The following is a 23,116-nucleotide window of genomic DNA, read 5'->3' on the forward strand; positions in this document are numbered from 1 at the left end:
GGGTCAACCACAGAGGAGACGGAGTTCTCCAGCGACGGGGAACCCAGGTCTTCTCAGGCCCCCGATTCTCACCTCAGTGCTCTCTGTGTTCTCTGTGGCCTGTCAGCCGTCCCGGACTAACGCTCCCGAACCCAGGCCCAGGCGATCAGGGTTGCCAGGAGGCTGAGGCTGGCTGCGACATAGTAGGTCGCTTCGGGGCTGATGCCCTCCCACGCCCAGCCGCTGTAAAGAGCGCCGATTGCACCCCCTGCACCGAAACTGAGACTGCTGTAGAGCGCCTGCCCGCGTCCCTGGTGGCGACCGGTAAAGAACTGGTGAAAGAGGGCAATGGCGACGGCATGAAAGATGGCGAAGCTGGCCGCATGAAGGATCTGGGCGAACAGCATAATGGGCAAATTCTGAGGAATGAACCCGATGAGCACCCACCGGAGCGTGGTCAGCATCAGTGCGGCGATCAGCAGGGCTCGCAAACCGAAGCGGGGCGCGAGCCGGTGCATCAGCAGAAAGATCCCCACCTCAGCAGCCACCCCCAAGGCCCAGAGTTGCCCAATCAGGCCGCGACCGTAGCCGTGCTCCTCCATGTAGATGGTAAAAAAGGTGTAATAGGGACCGTGGCTCGCCTGCATCAGGAAGCAGACCACAAGCAGCGCGATCACCTCCGGCCGACGCAAGACCTTCAGAATAGAACCTTCGCCACCATCCCCGGGGGCCGCTCCCCTTTCGGGGACACTGAGGGTCGACAGCCAGATACCGGCGAATAGCAGCAGCAGCACCGGGGGCAGAATATCCGGCTCCCAGATTTCCATGGCCGCCCCGAGGCCAGCGACCGTCGCGATGAAACCGACAGAGCCCCAGAGCCGGATGATGCTATAGCGATGGGTATCCCGCCCCAGATGACTGAGGGTGGTCGCCTCAAACTGCGGCAGGGCGGCGTTCCAGAAGAAGCTGAACAGCAACATTACCGCCGCGAGGCCCCAGAAGCCCCGAGCCAGGAATACGCCGAAAAAAGTCACCAGGGCCAACAGTGACCCGAGCCGGACGACGGCCATCGGTCGGCCCGTATGATCGGCAATCCAGCCCCACACGTTGGGCGAGATGATCTTGGTGGCCATCAGCACGGCCATCAGCTGACCGATCTCCACCGAGCCGTATCCCAGGTGCTTCAGGTAGAGCGCCCAGTACGGCACCAGCACGCCGAGAGTGGCAAAATAGAAGAAGTAAAAACCGGACAAACGCCAGTAGGGAACGGGTAGGACAGGGCTCATGCCAAACCGCGGCCGGCGCGGGCCGGCCCTAAGGGAGCTCTGAAGCGGCAGGAACCACCGGCGTACCCGACCGAACATCGGCATTCTGGGCGCGATGTCGAAGCAGGTGATCCATCAGCACGATAGCGGTCATCGCCTCAGCGATAGGGACGGCCCGGATACCTACGCAGGGATCGTGACGCCCCTTGGTGACCACCTCCACCGGCTTGCCGGCGCGGTCGATGCTGGCGCCGGGAACACGGATACTGGAGGTGGGTTTGAGGGCGATGGAAGCCACGATGTCCTGCCCGGTGGAGATACCGCCCAACACGCCTCCGGCATGATTACCGACGAAGCCGTCCGGTGTGATGGCGTCCCGGTGCTCGCTGCCCTTTTGCTCGACACTGGCGAAACCGGCACCGATCTCGACCCCCTTTACGGCATTGATGCTCATCAGGGCATGGGCGAGGTCTGCGTCCAGACGGTCGAAGACAGGCTCACCCAGGCCCACCGGAGTACCCTCGGCCACGACATTGACCCGGGCCCCGACCGAATCCCCCGCCTTGCGAAGGGTATCCATATAGACCTCGATCTCGTCTACCCGCTCGGAGTCCGGGAAGAAAAAGGGGTTTTTCTCCACTTCGTCCCAGTCGTGCCGCTCGGCCCCGATAGGCCCGAGCTGGGCCAGGTAACCACGGATCTGTACACCCTTGGTAGCCAGATACTTCCTGGCGATGGCACCGGCCGCGACCCGCATGGCGGTCTCGCGGGCCGACGAACGGCCACCGCCCCGATAATCGCGAACGCCGTATTTCTGCTGATAAGTGTAATCGGCATGGCCCGGACGGAATGTATCTGCGATATCCGAATAGTCCCTGGAGCGCTGATCCTGGTTGTCGATCAGCAAGCCGATGGGGGTCCCGGTCGTGATGCCTTCGAACACACCAGAGAGGATCCGCACCTGATCGGGCTCGCGACGCTGGGTGGTATGCCGCGTCTTTCCCGGACGGCGCCGGTCCAGATCGTATTGAAGGTCTGCCTCGCTGAGTTCCAGCCCCGGAGGACAGCCGTCCACCACGCAGCCAATGGCAGGCCCATGGGACTCTCCAAAGCTCGTGACGGTAAACAGTTTGCCGATGCTATTTCCTGACATGGCCGCTATTGTAGCGGTTTAATCGGGTGGCGTCCTCTGCCCATCCTTCCACAGCAGGCTAAACGGACACTCCCATTTTTGATGCCGGCGAGCGAACCAAGTCCTTGATAGCAGGTACGCTGTCAATACGACCTACAGGGATGTAGGAAGTGATTATGCAGGAGCAATGCCTACCCCCCCGCTTGCGCGGGGGTGGCAGGGAATGACGGAAGGGGTGAGTAGTTACGTCTCGCCACATCTTCTGTACTTCCGCCCCCGCGTTGCCCTGACTTCCGGGGCACCACGTTCTGAACAGCTATCTTTGCGGTGAGCGCAGGGAGGCGACATGGCCAGGAATCAGTACAGGTACCGGATAGGGATCACCGGTTCCTATGGTGGGCTTAATCTTGGAGACGAAGCCATCCTGCAAAGCATGGTCGCCCAACTGCGTGAATCCGTACGGGCCGAGATTACCGTCTTTTCCCGCGACGCGGAGGACACCCGCCGCCGCCACGCTGTGGATAATGCTGTTTCTACACGACGACTTCCCCGGGATGAGTTACGCAAGCTGGTGGAGGGCCTGGATCTGCTGGTGGTCGGCGGCGGCGGGCTCCTGTTCGATGCCGAAGCTCGGACCTTTTTACGTGAAGCGGCCTTGGCAGAGGAATTGAGCGTACCGGTCATGGTCTACGCCATAGGAGCGGGACCACTCCGGGATGTAGCGGTCCAAGCGGCCGTACGCGAGGTCCTCGATCGCGCGGAAGTCATTACCGTTCGGGAGGGTGCGGCACGCCAAGTGTTGGAGGAGATCGGCGTCCGTCATGAAATCCTGGTCACGGCGGACCCGGCGATGTTATTGAAGCCCGAGCCGCTGCCCAGGCAGACCCTGGTGACCGAAACCCTCGATCGGGACGGTCCCGTGGTGGGTATGTCGGTACGCGAGCCGGGGGCCGCTGCCCCCGACGTCAACCAGGATGTTTATCACCAGCTACTCGCCAACGCGGCCGACTATATCGTGGATCGTTTCGGTGCCCGGGTGGTGTTCATTCCCATGGAACGCGGCGTACTCGACATGCAACACAGCCATGCCGTGATATCGAAAATGCTGTGCCCTCAAAAAGCCGCCGTACTCAAAGGGGAGTACACCTCCGGCCAATTGATGACCCTGATCGGCCGCTTCGATTTCGTCGTCGGCATGCGGCTTCATTTCCTTATTCTGGCGGCCCTCAACCGGGTGCCTTTCGTCGCCCTGCCCTACGCCTCCAAGGTGGGTGGTTTTCTGGAGCAGATAGGGGCGGAAATGCCTCCTATCGATAAGGTCAATGCCGGTCGCTTGCTCGCGCACATCGATCGCTCATGGGACCGGCGCCGCTCTCTGGCCAACCGCATCGACCGTACCGTTCCGACGCTGCAGGATCGCGCCCGCGAGTCTCACCGGATCCTGATGGAACTCCTGCGGCGTCATCACCCCGGATAGGAGAGCTGCCATGCCGGTACTACCCCGTCCCGAAGCAATGCACTCTGTACCCCTTCCGCCTCGCACCGCCCGAGTGGCAGGCAGCTGTGACGTACTGGTGGTCGGAGGCGGGCCGGCGGGAATCGGGGCGGCCCTGGGTGCGGCCGCCACCGGCGCCCACACCATTCTGGTCGAGCGCTACGGTTTTTTGGGGGGCAATGCGACGGCCGCACTGGTCATGCCCTTCATGTCCTATTTCACCGAGCTCCACCGCCCCGAGCGATTGGGAAGCCATACGCTCCTGCCGACCGACCACGGTCCCGGCGAGCCCGTGCTGGCGGGTGTCCTCAGGCAATTCGTCAAGCGGCTCCTGGCATGTGGCGGAGCCGTTCTGCCTTCACAGGAGACCGGCTATACGGTGCCGTTCGATCCGGAGGTCCTGAAGCAGGTTGCCCTGGAGATGCTCGACGAGGCGGGGGTGCAGTTTCTGTTTCACGCCTTTGCCTCGGGCGTACTCGGGTATGAGCGGCCCGAAGGTGTGATTTTCGAAACCAAATCAGGACCGGTGGTCATCCGCGCGCGCACTGTCGTCGATTGCACCGGCGACGGTGATATCGCCTTCAATGCCGGTGCACCGTATGAGACGGGCCGCGATCCTGATGGGCTGGTCCAACCCATGACGCTGATGTTCCGCATGGCAGAATTTGAAAAAATCGCGTTCGAAAACTATGCGCGGCGGCATCCTCATGAGTGGCGGGGCGTACACGGGCTTTGGAATCTGGTCCGTCGGGCCACCGAGGAGGGAGAACTGGACCTGCCCCGGGAAGATATCCTCTTCTTTGCCACCCCCCATCCACGGGAAGTCAGCGTCAACAGCACCCGCGTTACACGGGCAGTCCCGCTGTTTGGAACCGATGTCTGGGATTTGAGCTACGCGGAATGGGCAGCGCGACATCAGATGCGGCAGATTGCCGCTTTCTTCCGACGTTACGTCCCCGGCTTCGAGCATTCTTATCCCGTGCAAAGCGGTACGCAGGTGGGAGTACGTGAATCGCGACGCATCCTGGGAGACTACCGGCTTACCGGAGGTGACGTCCTTTCCGCACGGAAGTTCGATGATGTGGTGGCACGCAATGCCTATCCCATCGACGTCCACAATCCGCGCGGCAGCGGCACCACCCTAAAGCGGATACCGCCCGGCGAAGCGTATGACATCCCCTTGCGCTGCCTGCTGCCCCGCGACGTGGAAAACCTCGTGGTGGCCGGCCGCTGTATCTCCGGCAGCCATGAGGCACACTCCTCCTATCGGGTAATGCCGGTCGCAATGTCCCTGGGTCAGGCCGGCGGGGTCTGCGCGGCACTCGCGGCACTGAGGGGAGTCACGCCGCGGGAGTTGGCGGTCGATGATGTGCAACGGGAATTGCTGCGCCAGGGCGCGGACTTGCGGGGTATCGTTCCCGAAAAGGCCTGATCCAAAGGAGTTAGACCACAGAGCACACAGAGATGGTAATAGATCTTTTCTCGGTGTTCTCCGTGTCCTCTGTGGCTAAATATCCGTCAAATTACCTTCGAAAAGCTGCGGTTGGCCTTTTCGCGCAGGTAGCGATCGAACACCATGCAGATATTGCGGATGAGCAGTTTCCCGGCGGGTTTCACCTCGATGCGGTCGGGGTGCTGCTCCAGCAGACCATCTTTCTCCATCTCAGCGAGCTCATCCAGTTCGGCGGCGAAGTACTCATCGAAGGTGATGCCGAAACTCTTTTCCACTTCCGCCTTGTGCAGCACGAAATGGCAGATGAGATTGGTGATGACGGAGCGGCGCAGCTTGTCATCTTCATTCAGTTCGTAGCCGCGAAACACCGCCAGTCGCCCGGCGTCGATGCGCTCGTAGTACTCCTCCATCCCCTTCAGGTTCTGGGAGTAGGTATCCCCCACCTGGCTGATCGAGGTGCTGCCAAGTCCCACCAGGTCACAATCGGCGTGGGTCGAGTAGCCCTGGAAGTTGCGGTAGAGCGTACGTTCGCGCTGGGCCACCGCCAGCTCGTCATCCGGTTTGGCAAAGTGGTCCATGCCGATGTAGAGATAGCCGTTGCGGGTCAGCTTGTCGATGGTCAACTGGAGAATATCCAGCTTCTCCTGCGGAGAGGGCAGGTCCCCGGCTTCGATGCGCCGCTGCGGCTTGAACAGTTCCGGCAGGTGCGCGTAGTTGAATACCGCCAGGCGGTCGGGGGAGATCTCGAGGATCCTGTCGAGGGTGCGACCGAAGCTCTCGACACTCTGAAAGGGCAGCCCGTAGATCAGGTCGATGCTCATCGACTTGAAGCCTTCCCGCCGCGCGGCCTCGAGCACCGACAGGGTCTGCTCTTCCGTCTGAATCCGGTTGACCGCCTTTTGTACCTGCAGGTCGAAGTCCTGGACCCCGAGGCTCATGCGGTTGAAGCCGATCTTCCGCAGCAAGGCTACGGTATCGGTCTGCACCTCCCGCGGGTCGATTTCGATGGAATACTCGCCGCTGTCATCGTCATGCAGATTGAAACATTCGCGGGTCTTGTCCATCAACGCCGTCATTTCTTCATGGCTGATGAAGGTGGGCGTGCCGCCGCCCCAGTGCAGCTGATTGACCGGCCGGGAGCCGTCCAGCAATTCGGCCTGCATCTCGATTTCGCGGTGCAGCCGCTCCAGATAGGGCGCGGCCCGTTTTCGATTCTTGGTAACCACCTTGTTGCAGCCGCAGTAGAAACAGACCGTGTCACAGAAGGGGATATGAAAGTACAGGGAGAGCGGACGACCGCTTTCGCTGCTCTTTTGCGCCCATTTGCGGTATTCGGCTTCACCGAAACCATCATGGAACTGAACCGCCGTCGGATAGGAGGTGTAGCGCGGCCCCGATTTGTCGTAACGCTTGATCAAATCGATGTCGAATTCGATGCTCTGGTTGGTCATCGGACCTCCTTCTCTAGTGTGCTGTTGCACACTTGTGGGCTAGCAGCCTGTCGGGCTTAACGCTGATCTACTGCGGAAAAGCCGGATTTGGCCATATTTTCCGATCTTTTTCGTTAAATAGGCCCACTATTCGCCTCAAAAGATCGAAAAATCTGTCTCAAACCGGCTTTTCCTCGCTACGATCGGTTAAGTCCGACAGGCTGCTAGGCTTCGTCGACTGCGAGACCGTTGCGATGGGTGTGGTTGATCACCGCCAGCAGGTGAGAGAACGGCAACTGCGCCTTGTATTTGTTGGCGATCTCCATGAAGGGCAGATCCCGATTCTCGAAGTGGTAACTGCCGTCCGCCATGGAGGCGCGCAATTCCTTCAATCCCTGCTCCAGCGGCTCTAGATAGCCGAGCTGACCGCCGGCCTCCTCCATATCGAACTCGTAACAGGCGCGCAACTCGTCGATCTCGATAAGCGCCTGTTCAACAAGCCGGACGTACTCCTCGGCAGTCTTGGGCTTAACGCTGTACATGGACATTCTCTCTATTACTTGGACGGTCTGTCGCCGAAATGGTTGCGAGCCGGCATTATAGCCCGGAACACTCACTGCAAAAACGCAAAGGCGAAAACGGACACAGCCAACTCACCACAGAGACGCAGAGTACGCGGAGAACGGATGGGTTCTCGTGAAAAGCAGGTCCAGGCTAAATCGATTGTCCTGGAACTCTGCGCCGCCTCTGCGGGTTGCCTGCTAGTATACTGTTGCATGCTTGGCGGTGCTTTCAGCGAGTCGCTGGCCGGCCAGCGGCTCGCCCGAAGGGAGCCCCCCAAAAACGCCATGACGGCGTTGCAGCGCTTGACAAGGGAATAACCATTGCCTGCGCGCTGCGCCTTGTCCTGACGTTTTTGGGGGGCTCTGAAAGTATCGCCAAGCATGCAACAGTACACTAGAGCCGCCGACGAGTAGCAGCGTGCCGGGCAAACAAGGCCTGATGTTCAGTGACCTGTTCGGCGGACAGCAGGAAGACGCCCTCCCCTCCACGCTCAAACTCGAGCCAGACGAACGGCACCTCGGGCAGCAGCTCTTCAAGCGCCGGTGCGCTGTTGCCCACCTCCACCACCAGAATGCCCTCCTGCTCCAGGTGGTCGGGCGCCTCACTCAGCATGCGCAGCACCAGGTCGAGGCCATCGTGCCCGGCCTCGAGGGCAAGGGCCGGCTCGTAATGGTACTCATCCGGTAGCGCGGCCATATCCTCGGCATCCACATAGGGCGGGTTGCTGACGATGATGTCGTAGCGCTCGCCCCTGAATCCGTCAAACAGGTCCGAGCGTACAGGCCGCATCTGCTCCTCCAGCCCGTGCTTTTCGATATTGATACGGACCACCTCGAGGGCTTCCTCGGAGATGTCACCGGCATCCACCGTCGCAGCCGGGAATGCCAGGGCACAGGCCGCAGCGATACAGCCACTGCCGGTGCAGAGATCCAGCACCCGCTCTACGCGCTCCGGATCGATCCAGGGTTCAAACCGCTCCTGGATCAGTTCCGCTATCGGCGAGCGGGGAATCAGGACCCGCTCATCGACATAGAACGGCAGGCCTGCAAACCACGCCTCGTTGGTGAGGTAGGGGGCCGGCAAGCGCGTCTGAACACGACGTGCGATCAGCTCTGCCACCGCGCTACGCTCCTCCGCCAGCAGCCGGGCGTCGAACCAGGCCTCTGGAATCTGCGGCGGCAGGTGGAGCGCAAACAGGGTCAGATAAGCCGCCTCATCAAAGGCATTATCGGTGCCGTGGCCGAAGAAAAGCCCCTCCCGATTAAAGAGACTCGCCCCCCAACGGATCAGGTCCCGGGGCGTAAGCAGCGTTTCGACGACTTCATCAATGTTCATGTATGTTCCACTGAGGACATAGAGAATACCGACATCCCACCCCGTGTTCTCAGTGGTTTAACCGCTCTTTTTGGCGTGTTTGGGGCGAAACGCCTTGATCACCGACTCGTCGGTTTCCAGGTAGGGCCCCTCGATCAAATCAATGCAGTAGGGAACAGCGGGAAATACGCCATCGAGGCAGTCGGCGATAGCCGAAGGCTTGCCGGGCAGATTGATGATCAGCGAGCGACCGCGAATACCGGCAATCTGCCGGGAGAGAATGGCGGTGGGCACGATTTTGAGGGAGACCGCCCGCATCTGTTCGCCGAACCCGTCCAGTAGCTTGTCGCATACCGCCTCGGTGGCTTCAGGGGTGATATCCCGTGGCGCCGGACCGGTACCGCCGGTGGTGACCACCAGCCCGCATCCTTCGTCGTCAGACAGCTCGCGTAGCGCGGTCTCCACCTGCGCCTGCTCATCCGGAACCAGACGGGCAACGGCTTCCCATGGGCTGGTAAGTGCCCGCTCCAGCCATTCACGAATGGCGGGACCGCCCAGGTCCTCGTATTCACCCCGACTGGCCCGGTCCGAAACCGTGACGATACCGATGCGCGCCTTCTCGCCCATGAACTGCTCCCGCACAAGGAAAACCGACCGCCATTATAAAGATCCCGGGGGCAGGATACGAGGGTGGAATGAGAGGTGCCAAGGGCACAAGGAAAACGGCCGAAGCCTTGCTCTCGCGGGAGAAGGCAAGCAGCTCGCTCAAAAATCCAGTACCAGGGTTACGGCGATGATCGTATCGGTGTTCTCGGTGTCCTCGGGAACATCACTGCTATGACGGACCGTATAGGAGAGCTTGGTGGCCAGATTGCCGTTGATCTTGAGTTTCAGCGCCGAGATCGATTCCGTGAAGGTGTTTTCGTCACCGGATTCGACGAACAGCTCCTCGGTAAACCGGGCAGAGGGACTGATCTCCCACTCCAGATTGCCCGCACCGCGCAGAATCAACTCGTCATCGCGCTCATCACTCGCCTCAGGGAGCGAGTGGCGACCACCGACACCGGCCTCAAGGTCGAGTGACAGGCCCGGAGTCTCATAGACGCGACGGCCATAACCCACCGTCTCGGAAACCCGGTAGTCGTACCCACTGAACCGATCATCCTCGTACCGCAGAGTCCCGAACAGATAGCGGTTTTCATCGAAGCGGTAGTCGGTCTTGTGAGCGAGAAGGTAGCGCTCCGCCGTGGTCTCGTCCTCGTCGGAACTGCGCAGGGTTTCCAGTCGCGTGTCATGACGCCACGGGAAAGACTCGTTGTGGAGCACGACGCGGGCATTGAAACTCTCCGCTTCACTGTTGCCGGAGGTCGCCATGAAGCCCACTTCCGCTTCGCCGCTCCATCCCTCCTTCCGCCCCGTTTCGGTCTCCTGGGCCCGAGTCGTCTGTGCAGCTCCAAGGATCAGAATCACCCCTGTCCGCAGCAGGCAATCGGAAATGCGCATGACACCACCGGAATGGGAAAAACCGGAAGTCTAACAAAATCCACCTACTCTTCTAACGACCCGATCACGACCTGACCACCCTTTATGCAGTGAAGTCCTGCAAACGCACAGGCATCCGCCGCGCCCCCCGGTCACCCGGCGGACCATCGAAGACACCGGCGCACCGGGTTCCGCACCGGCGGCAATGGCCGTCGTCGGTCAGCTTCCAGTCGGTAATCACGTACCAGTCCCGGCCGATGAGTCGCTCTCCACAGTGATGGCACCAGGTACTGCCGCCCACCTCGTCGTGGATATTGCCGGTGTAGGCGTAACGAACACCGTTGGCCAAAGCGATCCGGCGGGCACGGCTGAGTGTCGCGGCCGGTGTGGGGGGTACATCGGGCATCTTCCAGTCCGGGTGAAATGCCGTGAAGTGCATCGGCACCTCTGCTCCCAATTCCTGCACCACCCAACGGGTCATGGCGTCCAGCTCCTCCTCATCGTCATTGTGGCCGGGGATCAAGAGCGTAGTCAGCTCCAACCAGACGTCGGTCTCCTGACGCAGGTATACCAGCGTGTCCAGTACCGGCTGCAGGTGTGCGCCGGTAAGTTTGTAGTAAAACGCATCGTTGAATGCCTTCAGGTCGACGTTAGCCGCATCCATATAGGAGTAGAACTCCCTGCGCGGCGCATCGGCCACATAACCCGCCGTCACTGCCACCGATTGGATGCCCCGCTCACGACAGGCGTATGCCACATCGATGGCGTACTCGTGAAAGATCACCGGATCGTTGTAGGTGAAGGCCACACTGCGGCAGCCGTTGGACTCCGCAGCCCGGGCAATCATCTCGGGCGAGGCGCGGTCCATCAACGTGTCCATCTCCCGTGACTTGCTGATATCCCAATTCTGGCAATACTTGCAGGCCAGATTGCAGCCCGCCGTGCCGAACGAGAGGATCGGCGTTCCGGGCAGGAAATGGTTCAATGGCTTTTTCTCGACCGGGTCCACGCAAAAGCCACTGGAGCGGCCGTAGGTGGTCAGTACAATCTGTTTGTCGACGTTGGCGCGAACGAAACAGAGTCCCCGCTGCCCTTCACGCAGTTTGCAGTAGCGCGGGCAGAGGTCACACTGAACCCGTCCGTCCTCAAGGGCATGCCAATAGCGCGTCTCGGTCAGTTCGGTAACGTCGGACACAACCCTTTTCCTCTTTTCGGTCATCATGATTTTCTTTCTCATGAACCTTGAGACCACCGAAACGGTCGGACATTGCATCGAATACGGGTAATCGGTATCACCACGAAGCAATCCCCCGGATGATCTGATGTGGTGGAATAGCAGTCCCAAGAGGTTTATTCATGACATCGATTCGACCACCGGCCGTCGCCGGTCTCTTCTATCCCTCGGATTCCGCCGAACTGCAGGGCATGGTCCTGCAGCTGTTGCGTGCGGCACCCCAACCCGAATCTTCGGTCCCCAAGGCCATCATCGCGCCCCACGCCGGATACCTCTACAGCGGGGCGATCGCTGCTCGCGCCTATGCCTGTTTGGCGCCCGCCAGGGAGCGGATTACGCGCGTGGTGCTGCTGGGTCCTTCTCACCGCGTCCCGCTGCTCGGGCTGGCCACCTCCGGTGCCGATTTCTTCCATACTCCGCTGGGCGATATCCCCCTGGACCGGGTCAACATCGATTCGGTGGAAAGACTGCCCCAGGTCAAACGGCTGGATGCCGCCCACCAGATGGAGCACAGTCTGGAGGTCCATCTGCCATTTTTGCAGGAACTCCTCGGCTCTTTCAGGCTGGTGCCCCTGGTGGTTGGCGATGCCACCCCCGAGGAGACCGCCGAGGTGATCGAGCATCTTTGGGGTGGTGACGAGACCGCCCTTGTCATCAGCTCCGATCTGTCACACTTTCACGACTATGCCACTGCGCAGCGGCTGGATTGTTCCACCCGCGATGCCATTGAGCAGCTGAATTGTTCGGCGATTGGCCATGAGGACGCCTGCGGCCGCAATCCCATCCGCGGACTGCTGGTGGCTGCCAAACGACGGGGACTCATCGTGGAAACCCTGGACCTGCGCAACTCAGCCGATGCCGCAGGCCCGTGTGACAGTGTGGTCGGTTACGGTGCCTGGAGCTTTACCGATGTTGAATCCTGATCAGCGTGAAGTATTACTGACGGTGGCGGAAGACTCGATTCGGCAGGGATGGAGCGACTCCGATGCTTTGCCCGTAGATGCAGATATCTTCGAACAAAGCCTGCGCGAGCCGGGTGCCTGTTTCGTGACACTGCACCAGCGAGGTGAATTGCAAGGCTGCATCGGTTCCCTGGAGCCGCACCGCCCCCTCGTGGAAGATGTCGCGGAAAATGCCTTCGCCGCCGCTTTTCGCGACCCGCGCTTTCTGCCCCTCAGCCGCGAGCAATGGGACGAGCTCGATCTGGAGATATCCGTGCTCGGTCCGGCCGAACCGGTGACCTTTTGGTCGGAGGCGGATCTGCTGGCGCAACTGCGACCGGGAATCGATGGACTGGTACTGGAGGAGCACCACCATCGCTCCACCTTTCTGCCGATTGTGTGGGAGGTACTCCCCGATCCCTCACACCTCCTTCGACAATTGAAGCTGAAGGCCGGCCTCACGTCCGAATACTGGTCCGATACGATCCGCATCCACCGCTACGGTACCGAAGCCTTCGGAAGAAAAGTCAGTGGGCCTGCCCGTAAATAGCAATAGATCCAAAAGTAGGTTGGCGCTGAGGAACGAAGCCCAACAAGGTCAGCGTTGGGGTTCGCATAACTCACCCCAACCTACAAAAACGATGTTCTCGGACAAGCTCCCAGGAGCCAAAGCCGAGTGGGTCTATTTAACGAGAAAGTTCGGATACAGGCTCCTAGACCTTGAGAAAGTGCTTGCGATAGTACCGGAGTTCGTTGATCGACTCCCGAATGTCGTCGAGGGCCTGATGCGAGCCGTTTTTCTTCAACCCGGCAGCAACCTGCGGGGCCCAGCGCCGAGCCAGTTCCTTGAGGGTGCTGACGTCCAGATTGCGGTAGTGGAAATACGCCTCCAGCTTCGGCATCAACCGAGCCAGGAAGCGTCGGTCCTGACAGATACTGTTGCCGCAAATCGGCGAGGCACCCGACGGCACATACTTCTCGATAAACTCCAGTGTCACCGCCTCGGCATCGAGTTCGGAGAGAGTGCTGGCGCGCACACGCTCCAAAAGGCCCGAATCACCGTGGGTACGGGTATTCCACTCATCCATTCCCGCCAGCACGGCCTCGCTCTGATGGATGGCCAGGACCGGCCCCTCTTCCAGCACGTTGAGATGAGCATCGGTAATGATGGTGGCGATCTCGATGATCCGGTCTCCCTGGGGATCCAGGCCGGTCATTTCCAGATCGATCCAGATAAGATTGTCAGGATTTCGTGCCATATGCCTCTACGCCGTCGGCTGCTTGCGAACTATTCTATCAGAGGCTAACCTTCCTTCGCCCTTCCCGCTGAAGTTCAAGGATCTCCATGGAAATTTTCACTCAGGTTTTCCTGGCTGCGCTGTTTCTGGCCACGGGCATTCAGCTCTACCTGGATTACCGGCAGATACGGCACGTGCGCATGCACCGCGATACGGTGCCGGAGGCCTTCGCAGAGCGGATCACCCCGGAGGCACACCACAAGGCCGCCGATTATACGACGGCTCGCACGCGGCTCTCCGCGATTGAGACCCTGTACGGAGCCGGCCTGCTACTGTTCTGGACCCTGGGGGGCGGGCTATCCTGGCTGAACGGCGTGTGGCAACAGTGGGAGTTGGGTCCATTGGTGACCGGAACCGGCTTTCTCCTCAGCCTCTTCCTGCTTTTCTCACTGCTGGACCTGCCGTTCGCCCTCTATCGCACCTTCGGGGTCGAAAAGCGCTTCGGCTTCAATCGCAGTACACCGGGACTGTTTCTCTCCGATCGACTCAAGCAGTCCCTGATTGCCCTGGCGCTGGGTCTTCCTCTGGTGGCGCTGGTATTGTGGCTGATGGATGCGGGCCACAACCCGGTGGCCGCCGATTACGGTAACAAGGGGTGGTGGTTCTATGTCTGGGCGGTGTGGATGGGCTTCAATCTGCTGATGCTCTGGGCGTTTCCCAGCATTATCGCCCCGCTGTTCAACAAGTTCACGCCGCTTGAGGATCGCGAACTGGTGCAGCGCATCGAGTCCTTGCTTGAGCGTTGCGGGTTCGAATCCAAAGGTGTGTTCGTCATGGACGGTTCGCGCCGCTCAAGCCACGGCAACGCCTATTTCAGCGGCGTCGGCAACAGCAAGCGCATCGTCTTCTTCGATACGCTGCTGGAGACACTGAACGGCGAGGAGATCGAGGCCGTACTGGCCCACGAACTGGGACATTTCCGCCGCCGACATGTCGCCAAACGGCTGGGTACGGTTGCCCTGCTCAGTCTGGGCGGACTCGCGGCTCTGGGCTACCTGATGGGCCAAACCTGGTTCTATTCGGGCCTGGGGCTCACTGAACCTTCCGTACACGGGGCGCTGGCCCTGTTTTTGCTCGTGGCACCGGTTTTCACCTTCTTCCTGCAGCCGCTGATGGCTGCGGTGATGCGGCGCCACGAATTCGAGGCGGATGATTTTGCCTCCCGACAGGCCGATGCCCACGACCTGGTACGGGCCCTGGTCAAACTCTACCGGGACAACGCCAGCACGCTGACCCCGGATCCCTGGCACTCCGCCTATCACGACTCCCACCCGCCGGCATCGGTACGGGTCGCTCACCTGTCGGGAAAAACCGGCTGAGCCGCTGCGAACAGGGATCATCACTACCGGAACACTCGATACGTGTTCCAAATAGGTGTCCATGGATGTAGGAGCGACGGAAGTCGCGATATGCCGAATCGCGGCTTCCGCCGCTCCTATAGGTATTTCGGAATGGTACCAAAGGAGCGTGTTGGACACGATTTCGGAACAGCTATTCAGGGCCGCAGCGCGAAAACACCGCCATGGGGCGACACGGTGCAGCCAATAAGGCGTTTTATTGTGCCCGTGCCCCAGTGGGAACGCTGTTCTCCGTGTACTCTGTGGTTTACCAATCATCAAGGAGGTTCGATATGAAACTGAGCATTTTGGCGTTGCCGTTGTCTGTTGTAGTACTTACCGGCACTGCGAGTGCGGAACCGGCCGGAGGCGAAGAACTCCACCAGCAGCACTGCGTGGAGTGTCACCAGCGTATGGCCGGCGGCGACGGTTCAGCCCTCTATACACGCGACGACCGCCGGGTGAACAGCCTGGAGGGGCTGCACACCCAGGTGAATCGCTGCAAGGACAACCTGCAGATCGCACTTTTCGACGACGATGTGGCGGCAATCGCCCGCTATCTTAACAAGAGTTATTATCGTTTCGAGGAGTAACGCCATGCTGGAGAATGAGCACTGCTCTGCCGATCCTACTCGTCTGAAAAGGGAAGAAGTCGATACTCTGCTGGGCGAAGTACCGGGCTGGACAGTGAGTGATGACGGGAGGACCCTGGTCCGTGAATTCGCGTTCGGCAATTTTTACGAAACGATGGGCTTCGCCAACGCCGTGGCCTGGGAGGCCAATCGGGAGGACCATCATCCCGACCTGGAACTCTCCTACAAGCGTGGCAAGGTTCACTTCACTACCCACTCGGCCGACGGATTGAGTCGTAACGACTTTATCCTCGCCGCCCGGGTCAACGCACTGACAGGATGATACCGACCCGCCCATGGGCAAGCAGAAACTGAACCGGCGTCAAGCGTGGCGCATCAACAAGATCCAGAATGAGCGTCTGGAACGTGCAAAGCGCCGTGAGGGCCAAATCGAGACAGAGGCCGGGCCTCTGGGCCAGGAACAGCATGGCCGTATCATCGCCAACTACGGCGCCAGCGTCGATGTGGAGGCCTCAACCGGCGAGGTTCGCCGCTGCCACCTCCGCCGAAATCTGGCCATGCCGGTGGTGGGTGACCGCGTCGTCTGGCAATCGTCCGATAATAATACCGGGGTGGTCGTGGCAGTCGAGGAACGCGACACCCTCCTCGCCCGCCCCGATTTCTCGGGCGAGATGAAGGCTCTGGCCGCAAATATTGATCAAATCCTGGTGGTGGCCGCACCGGAACCGCCCTTCAGCACCGATTCCCTCGACCAGTTTCTGGTCGCTGCGGAAAAAAGCGGCATTACGCCGGTGGTGGTCTTCAACAAGGTCGACCTGCTGGACCCGGAGGGTCGGGCACGGGTGGAGGCGCAGCTCTCGATCTATCGGGATATCGGTTACCGGATCATCTTCGCCACTACCCGAGCCGACCACGGTCTGGATGATTTGTTGACCGCGCTGAAAGACAGAACCAGTATCTTCGCCGGTCAGTCGGGGGTCGGAAAATCATCACTGGCCAAGGCCCTGTTACCCGACGAGGCGATTACGGTCGGCGACCTGGCGGAAGTGACCGGCCTCGGTCGGCACACGACCAGCTCCGCCCGCCTCTACCACCTGCCTTCCGGCGGCGACGTCATCGATTCACCGGGGGTACGGGAATTCCGGCTCTGGACGATGAGCGAACCGGAGTTGGCGGAAGGCTTCCTCGAGTTTCGTCCCTTTCTCGGCGGCTGTCGCTTTCGGGATTGCCGACACAACAGCGAGCCGGGCTGTGCCATTACGGCCGCGGTGAAAGCCGGCAAAATCACGCCCCAGCGGCTCACCAGTTTTCGGCGAATCGCAGCCAACGTGGCGGACAAGGCCCCTTCGTATTGATCTCGGGGGGGGGCGGCTGGCTGCCGGTTAACCACGGAGAATACAGAAAGAAGATTTTAACCACGGGGTGCACGGGGAACACGGGGAAACTGCTTGATGACCACTGAGTACACAGAGAAGAACGATGAACTGGCTGGTATTCTCAGCGCTGCCGTGGTGGTTAATTTTTAATCCCCGAGTGCCCCGTACACCCCGTGGTTGAGCTTTTCTCGACGGTTAGCACAAGGTAAGAAAGACAACATTGCTCTCGATGTCTCCGTGCCCTGTAGTCAAAAATCCCGTCTGTTCAGCTTTGCTCTACTCGATGGCCTGACGCCCCAGGAAGGCGTGGGAGAGGGTCGTGCCGTCGACGAACTCCAACTCGCCGCCGAGGGGGATGCCATGGGCAAGCCGGGTGGCCCGGATGCCGCGTTCGCGGGAAAGTTCGCCGATATAGTGGGCAGTGGCCTCGCCTTCCACGGTAGGATTGGTGGCGAGAATAATCTCGCGGATATCTGCCCCATCGAAGCGCTCGATGAGCTTGTCCAGGCCGATATCCTCGGGACCGATCCCATCCAAAGGGGAAAGATGCCCCATCAGCACGAAGTAGAGCCCACGGTAATCGATGGAACCCTCCAGCGCCTGGACATCGGCCGGTGACTCCACCACGCACAGCAGCGAGTGGTCGCGGCGCTCGTCACTGCAGATATCGCACACCTCCGACTCGGTAAAGGTCCGGCAGCGCGCGCAGTGTCCAACCTGCTCGGCCGCCGTAACCAGCGCCTCGGCCAAACGCCGGGCGCCGTCACGATCCCGTTCGAGCAGGTGATAGGCCATGCGCTGTGCCGATTTCGGGCCAACACCGGGCAGACAGCGCAGCGACTCAATCAGCTGCGCAATGAGAGGGCTTGCACTCATCCTCAGAACGGGAACTTCATCCCGCCGGGTAGATTCATGCCCTCGGTTACGCCGGACATTTTCTCCTGGGACTGCTGCTCCAGCTGCCGAACCGCGTCATTGACCGCAGCCGCCAGCAGATCTTCCAGCATCTCCTTGTCATCCATCACGCTATCGTCGATGGAAACCCGCTTCAGGTCGTGCCGGCCGGTCATGATGACACTGACCATATCGCCCCCGGCCTTGCCGGTGACCTCCATATTGGCCAGTTCTTCCTGAACCTTCTGCATGTCGGCCTGCATCTTCTGGGCCTGCTTCATCATGTTGCCGAATCCGCCTTTCATCTCAACCTCTTTTCTGTTGCGCGCCTTGCCCGGCGCCGATTATCTAAAATAGTTTATCAGGCACGGCCCGTGGCGCCCGACTCTTAAAAATCGATTGACCGCAAAGACCTAAAGATGCGGCTTGAAGTACCGGCAGGTAAGATGCTCCGTTCCATAAGTCGCGCAAACGTAGCACTGATCATTGGTGTTCTTGGCGCTCTTTGCGTCTTTGCGGTTAAACAGCCCTTACCCGACCGGGCGGACCTTACCCGACCGGGCGGATGCTGCCCGAATCCACCTCTCCATCGAACCGCTCCAAAAGGGCGTTGAGCCGTGGGTCATCCCGGATCGCCTGTTCCGCCTCGCTCTGCGATGCCGCGGTGCGTTGCTCATTGAGCTGATGGGGGGTCGCCTCAGGTGCGGAGCCGACGGTAACCGAAAGCTGCACCGGCCGTCGCAGATGACTCTCCAGCGCTTTCTTGAGCGCCTGCTCCCATTTAGGATTGTGGCTCAGGTGTTCGACGCCCCGATCGAGCACCAGTTCAAAATGGTCCCCATTGCGCCGGGCCAGTGCGCAGTGCAGGGCAAACTGCTGCGACATTCCCGCCAGCGGCAGGGCCGCCACCAGGCCGTCCCAATCCTCTTCGTCCGTCGGCGGTGCATTCGCTGTACGCTCGGCTGGAGGCTCTGCAATGGATGCCGGTGCTTGATCAGTGGACACCGTCCCCGCTGTCGATTCGCGCCGGGACGGTTCGACCCCGCGTGCCGGCGGTGAGGCGGAAACCTGCGGTACGCTGCCAGCAGGGGGGGCAGCACGACGGGATGGGTCGACGGCAGCATGCCGGCCACTGGGCGGCATGGTTTCGGCAGGACGAAAGGCCAGCATGCGCAGCAGCACCATCTCGAAACCGCTACGGGCATCGGGGGCCAGAGGCAGGTCCCGACGACCGACAATGCCGATTTGATAGTAGAGCTGAACATCATCCGGCGAAAGGCGCTCCGCCAGAGCCCGAACCGTCTCGGCGTCCCCTCCGGAATCATCCACTGCAGCAGGGACGATCTGGGCCAGCGCGATGCGCTGCAGCAGACTGTTCAACTCATTCAGGACGCCGCCGAAATCCGGCGCCCGTTCGGCCAACAGGTTGCTGGCGGCAATCACCTGCTCGGCATCGCCACCGGCCAGGGCCTCTATCAACCCGGCGACCTGATGGCGATCCACCGTGCCGAGCATATCGCGGACTTCGGCGGCATCGAGTCGACCGGCGCCGTAAGCGATGGCCTGGTCGAGCAGGCTCAAGGCATCCCGCATACTGCCGTCGGCGGCGCGCGCGATTTCCACCAGGGCTGTCGGATCCGCTTCTACGCCCTCCTTTTCCAGAATCGCAATCAGGTGATCGCGGATCGGCTCCAGCGGCAGCCGCTTGAGATTGAACTGCAGACAGCGGGAGAGGATGGTTACCGGCAAACGCTGCGGATCGGTGGTCGCCAGCAGGAATTTTACGTGCGGCGGCGGCTCCTCGAGCGTCTTCAGCAGGGCATTGAAGCTGTGGTTCGAGAGCATGTGCACCTCGTCCACGAGATAGACCTTATAACGCCCCCGACTCGGCGCGTACTGGACGTTTTCCAGAAGCTCGCGGGTATCCTCGACCCTGGTTCGCGAGGCGGCGTCCACCTCTACCAGGTCAACGAAACGCCCTTCGTCGATCTCCCGACAGGCGCTGCACTCGCCGCAGGGTCGGGAACTCACCCCCTGCTCGCAATTCAGGGACTTTGCCAGGATCCGCGCGACGCTGGTCTTGCCTACACCACGGGTCCCGGTAAAGAGAAAGGCGTGGTGCAGGCGATCATTATCCAGCGCATTGATCAGGACGCGCAGCACATGCTCCTGCCCCACCATTTCCGGGAACGAACGGGGACGCCATTTCCGGGCCAGCACCTGATAGCTCATGGATATGAAACCGGGTGGAAATAAGGGAAGATACTTTACCGGAGAACCCGGTTCGACGCACGGCTGCCGAAATGACGAATGCACCGCAGAGGCGCAGAGGCGCAGAGTACGCAGAGAACTTGATTCTCAGGAAAGGCCCATCGCGGCGCCAGCGAGCTCATCCATGAAGTTCATGAAGGGTGGCGGCCCGCACCAGCCACACCCCGGCGCCCGAGTCCACCGCTACGGCTGCTCCCTTCCAGGCCTGACCGGGTTCACGGTTTATCGTCGCGGGGGGACCGATGCAGGCCACCATTGACTCTCAATCATACCACAACCGGGGCACCCACCGGTTGGAACGGTTCAACCGCTGCTGCGCCGAAGTGGGGCATTATACAGACAGCAGGGGGGTACAGAAAGACGCGCCCGGAAAACAGCAGAGGCAATGGGGACTCGGCCCCCAGTATCCGGTCCGGTTGTTCGAAGGCCACAGCCGCTTGAAGGCACTCAAGCTTATTCATCCTGAATTCCTCGTTTCGCCTTCTTTAAAACCCGAGCAGGTCATTCCATCCCAGGGGAAACCTGATCGAGTGTGACTCAAAGGTTCGCCATCGCCCTTTTGCATCACGGCTCTTTGCCTGCTTGAGCCCTGCACCGCCTACTACCTCTTGCGGGCGTTTCGTCCTCCGCTTTCGAAAGCCATGCAGCAAACCTGGCCTGGAACCGGGGATCGCCTGTTCGATGCCACCCTGGGCTCGAAGATTGTAGAGCACGGTGGAGAAAACCTTTCCCGTCCTTTTGGAATAAAAATCCGGCCCCGTAACCGGGGCCGGATTCTTTCGGTCGATCCCGCCAAACGGTACCGGTTATGAGCCGAAAGGCTGGGGAGCGGGAGTCTTGTCAGTCGAAGGCTGCAGGATAGGCATCGGGAATGACGGCTGCTCACCTGTCAGCGTCTTCAGGAAGGCCACGATTTGGGCATTCTCCTCGTCCGAGAAATTTTTACCGAGCTGCAACCGACCCATCACGTCGACCGCCTCCTTCAAGGTCGCCGCCTCACCATCGTGAAAGTACGGGTAGGTCAGTTCGACATTACGCAGGGTCGGCACCTTGAACTTGAAGCGGTCCGCATCCTTGCCGGTGACGGCGCTGCGGCCCTCGACCGGACTCGTGGTTTCGTAGGGCTCAATCACCCCCATCTTCTGGAAGGAGTTGCCGCCTACCGCAGGACCACTGTGACACGCAACGCAACCGCTATCCTTGAACAGTTTATAGCCGGCCTTCTCCTTGGCCGTGATGGCAGCCTTGTCACCCAACAGCCACTGGTCGAAGCGGGAACCCGGAGTGACCAGGGTTTTCTCGAACTCAGCGATGGCCTGGGTCACTTGGTCAATGTCGATTTCATCGGTATCAAACACCCGCTTGAACTCGGTCACGTAGCCGGGAATGGAACGCAGGATGTCGATGGCCAGAGTGTGGGTTGAGGCCATCTCGCCGGGGTTGGCGATTGGGCCGGCGGCCTGTTCCTTGAGGTCCTTGGCGCGACCGTCCCAGAACTGTGCCAGGTTCATGCTTGAGTTGAGCACTGTAGGAGAGTTGATGGGACCTTGCTGCCACTTGTGACCGATGGAGGTCTTCAGATTATCGGTACCGCCCATGCTCAGATTGTGGCAGGAGTTGCAGGAAATAAATCCCGATTTGGACAGGCGCGGATCGAAATAAAGCTTTTTGCCCAGTTCGACCTGTGCCCGATCGACATTCTGAACCGGCAGGATCGGTTCAATGGGTTCTTTTGCCGTGGCTTGGCCGGTCGCAACGATGGTCAGAGCCATTATCGCTCCCGTATAACGTACTAATCTCATTGAATACCCCTAGCTGCTTACTTTTTCAGGTTTTTTTTCCGGTCCGATTGGGCCGGATCGCAGAAGTTTTTAACGAGACTAAGACTGAATCCAGTATTCCCACATGTCAAGCATGGGAATGTGACCGACGTCCAACTTTTGGCAGGCGAGCAGAACGGCTGCCACTGTCGTGGGGGCGCTTGGCAGAGTGGCGGTTTCGGGCGATCTGTCAGGGGATACTGGTGGGGCGGAACCCGCTTTTCTCGTCTTGAACCTGCCCGAGAAAAGTGCACGAGCCCTACCGCACAATCCGGCCCCTCAAAGGCCGGGGAGGATGCGATCCATGGCGGCATGCTTCGCTCTGACTCCTCCATCCAGGGAGTCGTGCGGCCAAGCCTGATTGGCCAGATTTCTCGGGCAGGCTCCCGGGAACCTCACCGGATCAATCGAGATCGGCCGCCAACGCGTTCCGCACCGGTGCAGCGATCGAGTCGAGGCGGTAGCTGTATTCGGGATGCTCGATACCCATCGCTACTGTGCTTCCCTCTTTCACTCCCGCTACCATCTCCGGGGCCAGTTCGAAGCGCATGAAGTGAACCGATGAGGTCTTCTCTTCATTGGTACGTTCCAGGTCTTCGTTGGCGATCGGATATATCCGCTCGAAACCATCAACTTGAACGTAGGTCTGCTTCTCGATGCCCCGGAGGGCTGCGAGATTCCGCCGGCGCTCCTTCTCGTTCGGATATTCGAGCATGAAGGTCGCTTTCCAGTTGCTGCCGTCCGGAATGAGTGGATTGTAGGTGGCCAGCTCCTCCTCGATCGCCTCGGGCTCGAAGATGCGCTCCACCCGCAGCATCTCCTGAATCTGGTACTGCATGGTAAACCGGTCCTCGAAATAGAGGGTGGCGTTGGGGCCGATGGCAACCTGCCGGTGCTTCTTGTGCTCCAACACCCTGGCGCGAAACTCCGGACGCATCTCTGCGTAACGTTCCAGGCTGTACAGGTCTTCGCGTGTCAGTTTTTCCATTACTGCCTCCAGGAAATACATTTTTGGGCACAGAGAGGTTTCTTTCCATTTTTGCCCCCGGGGAACCTGCAGCCAAGTGCAGGCATTTGCCTGCGCCCGGCTGCGTCCGGTTCAACCGGCTGTTTTATTCCTCCGGGGTAACTGTCCGGGTGATCGCGCATGCCCCAGGAAATCCGTCATCCCCGCGTAGGCGGAGATCCATTTTGAGCCATGCTTCTGTCCTCTGGATTCCCGCCTACGCGGGAATGAC

23 protein-coding genes and 1 other RNA gene are annotated in these 23,116 nt (G+C 60.3%); 8 read left to right on the forward strand and 16 right to left on the reverse strand.

What is annotated here, in order from left to right; all coding sequences use genetic code 11:
• Positions 1 to 116 precede the first annotated feature (116 nt).
• Positions 117 to 1,265 carry an MFS transporter gene (locus Q7L05_RS06555; RefSeq protein WP_303903722.1) on the reverse strand — a complete coding sequence of 383 codons (1,149 nt, stop codon included), beginning with the start codon at positions 1,263 to 1,265 and terminating at the stop codon, positions 117 to 119.
• 28 nt (positions 1,266 to 1,293) lie between these two features.
• Positions 1,294 to 2,397, reverse strand: coding sequence for a chorismate synthase (aroC, locus tag Q7L05_RS06560; protein ID WP_303903725.1), 1,104 nt, complete (start codon positions 2,395 to 2,397; stop codon positions 1,294 to 1,296).
• 325 nt (positions 2,398 to 2,722) lie between these two features.
• Here aroC and Q7L05_RS06565 point away from each other — a divergent pair, with 325 nt between their 5' ends.
• Both Q7L05_RS06565 and Q7L05_RS06570 read left to right on the forward strand, forming a co-directional pair.
• Complete coding sequence (locus Q7L05_RS06565) at positions 2,723 to 3,853, forward strand: polysaccharide pyruvyl transferase family protein (RefSeq protein ID WP_303903728.1); 1,131 nt, start codon at positions 2,723 to 2,725, stop codon at positions 3,851 to 3,853.
• 10 nt (positions 3,854 to 3,863) lie between these two features.
• The gene (locus tag Q7L05_RS06570) at positions 3,864 to 5,303 is read left to right on the forward strand and encodes an FAD-dependent oxidoreductase (protein WP_303903731.1); all 1,440 of its coding nucleotides are present in this window, start codon (positions 3,864 to 3,866) and stop codon (positions 5,301 to 5,303) included.
• 86 nt (positions 5,304 to 5,389) lie between these two features.
• Here Q7L05_RS06570 and hemN read toward each other — a convergent pair whose 3' ends face one another.
• From hemN to amrS, 6 genes are all read right to left on the reverse strand, one after another.
• The gene (gene hemN, locus Q7L05_RS06575; protein WP_303903734.1) at positions 5,390 to 6,775 is read right to left on the reverse strand and encodes an oxygen-independent coproporphyrinogen III oxidase; all 1,386 of its coding nucleotides are present in this window, start codon (positions 6,773 to 6,775) and stop codon (positions 5,390 to 5,392) included.
• A 203-nt stretch (positions 6,776 to 6,978) separates the two neighbouring features.
• Positions 6,979 to 7,296: a hypothetical protein gene (locus Q7L05_RS06580; protein WP_303903737.1), complete on the reverse strand. Its 318-nt coding sequence runs from the start codon at positions 7,294 to 7,296 to the stop codon at positions 6,979 to 6,981.
• Positions 7,297 to 7,711: 415 nt separating this feature from the next.
• Complete coding sequence (gene prmB / locus Q7L05_RS06585) at positions 7,712 to 8,653, reverse strand: 50S ribosomal protein L3 N(5)-glutamine methyltransferase (RefSeq protein ID WP_303903740.1); 942 nt, start codon at positions 8,651 to 8,653, stop codon at positions 7,712 to 7,714.
• Between the two features lie 57 nt (positions 8,654 to 8,710).
• On the reverse strand, positions 8,711 to 9,259 hold the full coding sequence (mog, locus tag Q7L05_RS06590) for a molybdopterin adenylyltransferase (protein ID WP_303903743.1): 549 nt from the start codon (positions 9,257 to 9,259) through the stop codon (positions 8,711 to 8,713).
• A gap of 138 nt (positions 9,260 to 9,397) precedes the next feature.
• Positions 9,398 to 10,135, reverse strand: coding sequence for a DUF481 domain-containing protein (locus tag Q7L05_RS06595; protein ID WP_303903746.1), 738 nt, complete (start codon positions 10,133 to 10,135; stop codon positions 9,398 to 9,400).
• An 82-nt stretch (positions 10,136 to 10,217) separates the two neighbouring features.
• Positions 10,218 to 11,336, reverse strand: coding sequence for an AmmeMemoRadiSam system radical SAM enzyme (gene amrS, locus Q7L05_RS06600; RefSeq protein ID WP_411293321.1), 1,119 nt, complete (start codon positions 11,334 to 11,336; stop codon positions 10,218 to 10,220).
• A gap of 134 nt (positions 11,337 to 11,470) precedes the next feature.
• On the opposite strand from amrS, the gene amrB reads away from it, so the two are divergent.
• The gene (amrB, locus tag Q7L05_RS06605) at positions 11,471 to 12,271 is read left to right on the forward strand and encodes an AmmeMemoRadiSam system protein B (RefSeq protein ID WP_303903752.1); all 801 of its coding nucleotides are present in this window, start codon (positions 11,471 to 11,473) and stop codon (positions 12,269 to 12,271) included.
• The gene (gene amrA, locus Q7L05_RS06610; protein WP_303903755.1) at positions 12,258 to 12,839 is read left to right on the forward strand and encodes an AmmeMemoRadiSam system protein A; all 582 of its coding nucleotides are present in this window, start codon (positions 12,258 to 12,260) and stop codon (positions 12,837 to 12,839) included. Before amrB ends, amrA begins: the two co-directional genes overlap by 14 nt.
• A 163-nt stretch (positions 12,840 to 13,002) precedes the next feature.
• On the opposite strand, the gene orn is transcribed toward amrA, so the two are convergent.
• The gene (gene orn / locus Q7L05_RS06615; RefSeq protein ID WP_303903760.1) at positions 13,003 to 13,548 is read right to left on the reverse strand and encodes an oligoribonuclease; all 546 of its coding nucleotides are present in this window, start codon (positions 13,546 to 13,548) and stop codon (positions 13,003 to 13,005) included.
• Between the two features lie 86 nt (positions 13,549 to 13,634).
• On the opposite strand from orn, the gene Q7L05_RS06620 reads away from it, so the two are divergent.
• The 4 genes from Q7L05_RS06620 (at position 13,635) to rsgA (ending at position 16,872) form a co-directional block, all read left to right on the forward strand.
• The gene (locus tag Q7L05_RS06620; protein WP_303903764.1) at positions 13,635 to 14,906 is read left to right on the forward strand and encodes a M48 family metallopeptidase; all 1,272 of its coding nucleotides are present in this window, start codon (positions 13,635 to 13,637) and stop codon (positions 14,904 to 14,906) included.
• Positions 14,907 to 15,217: 311 nt separating this feature from the next.
• Positions 15,218 to 15,517: a c-type cytochrome gene (locus Q7L05_RS06625; protein ID WP_303903767.1), complete on the forward strand. Its 300-nt coding sequence runs from the start codon at positions 15,218 to 15,220 to the stop codon at positions 15,515 to 15,517.
• Between the two features lie 4 nt (positions 15,518 to 15,521).
• Positions 15,522 to 15,839 (forward strand): 4a-hydroxytetrahydrobiopterin dehydratase, encoded by a 318-nt coding sequence (locus Q7L05_RS06630; RefSeq protein ID WP_303903770.1) that lies wholly within the window; start codon positions 15,522 to 15,524, stop codon positions 15,837 to 15,839.
• A gap of 13 nt (positions 15,840 to 15,852) precedes the next feature.
• Positions 15,853 to 16,872: a small ribosomal subunit biogenesis GTPase RsgA gene (gene rsgA, locus Q7L05_RS06635; protein ID WP_303903774.1), complete on the forward strand. Its 1,020-nt coding sequence runs from the start codon at positions 15,853 to 15,855 to the stop codon at positions 16,870 to 16,872.
• A gap of 297 nt (positions 16,873 to 17,169) precedes the next feature.
• On the opposite strand, the gene recR is transcribed toward rsgA, so the two are convergent.
• From recR to Q7L05_RS06670, 7 genes are all read right to left on the reverse strand, one after another.
• Positions 17,170 to 17,769: a recombination mediator RecR gene (gene recR, locus Q7L05_RS06640; RefSeq protein WP_303903777.1), complete on the reverse strand. Its 600-nt coding sequence runs from the start codon at positions 17,767 to 17,769 to the stop codon at positions 17,170 to 17,172.
• A gap of 2 nt (positions 17,770 to 17,771) precedes the next feature.
• On the reverse strand, positions 17,772 to 18,092 hold the full coding sequence (locus Q7L05_RS06645) for a YbaB/EbfC family nucleoid-associated protein (RefSeq protein ID WP_303903780.1): 321 nt from the start codon (positions 18,090 to 18,092) through the stop codon (positions 17,772 to 17,774).
• Between the two features lie 244 nt (positions 18,093 to 18,336).
• The gene (gene dnaX, locus Q7L05_RS06650) at positions 18,337 to 20,019 is read right to left on the reverse strand and encodes a DNA polymerase III subunit gamma/tau (RefSeq protein ID WP_303903783.1); all 1,683 of its coding nucleotides are present in this window, start codon (positions 20,017 to 20,019) and stop codon (positions 18,337 to 18,339) included.
• Between the two features lie 187 nt (positions 20,020 to 20,206).
• Positions 20,207 to 20,303, reverse strand: an RNA gene (gene ffs / locus Q7L05_RS06655) — signal recognition particle sRNA small type.
• A gap of 21 nt (positions 20,304 to 20,324) precedes the next feature.
• A complete protein-coding gene (locus Q7L05_RS06660; protein WP_303903786.1) occupies positions 20,325 to 20,519 on the reverse strand; it encodes a hypothetical protein in 195 nt (64 codons plus the stop codon).
• A gap of 345 nt (positions 20,520 to 20,864) precedes the next feature.
• The gene (locus tag Q7L05_RS06665; protein WP_317623102.1) at positions 20,865 to 21,860 is read right to left on the reverse strand and encodes a cytochrome-c peroxidase; all 996 of its coding nucleotides are present in this window, start codon (positions 21,858 to 21,860) and stop codon (positions 20,865 to 20,867) included.
• A gap of 421 nt (positions 21,861 to 22,281) precedes the next feature.
• Positions 22,282 to 22,887, reverse strand: a complete 606-nt coding sequence (locus Q7L05_RS06670) for a DUF3501 family protein (protein WP_411293322.1) — start codon at positions 22,885 to 22,887, stop codon at positions 22,282 to 22,284.
• Positions 22,888 to 23,116 lie beyond the last annotated feature (229 nt).

The sequence above is a fragment of the Thiohalomonas denitrificans genome, assembly GCF_016841685.1.
In the GTDB taxonomy this organism is placed as follows: domain Bacteria; phylum Pseudomonadota; class Gammaproteobacteria; order Thiohalomonadales; family Thiohalomonadaceae; genus Thiohalomonas; species Thiohalomonas denitrificans_A.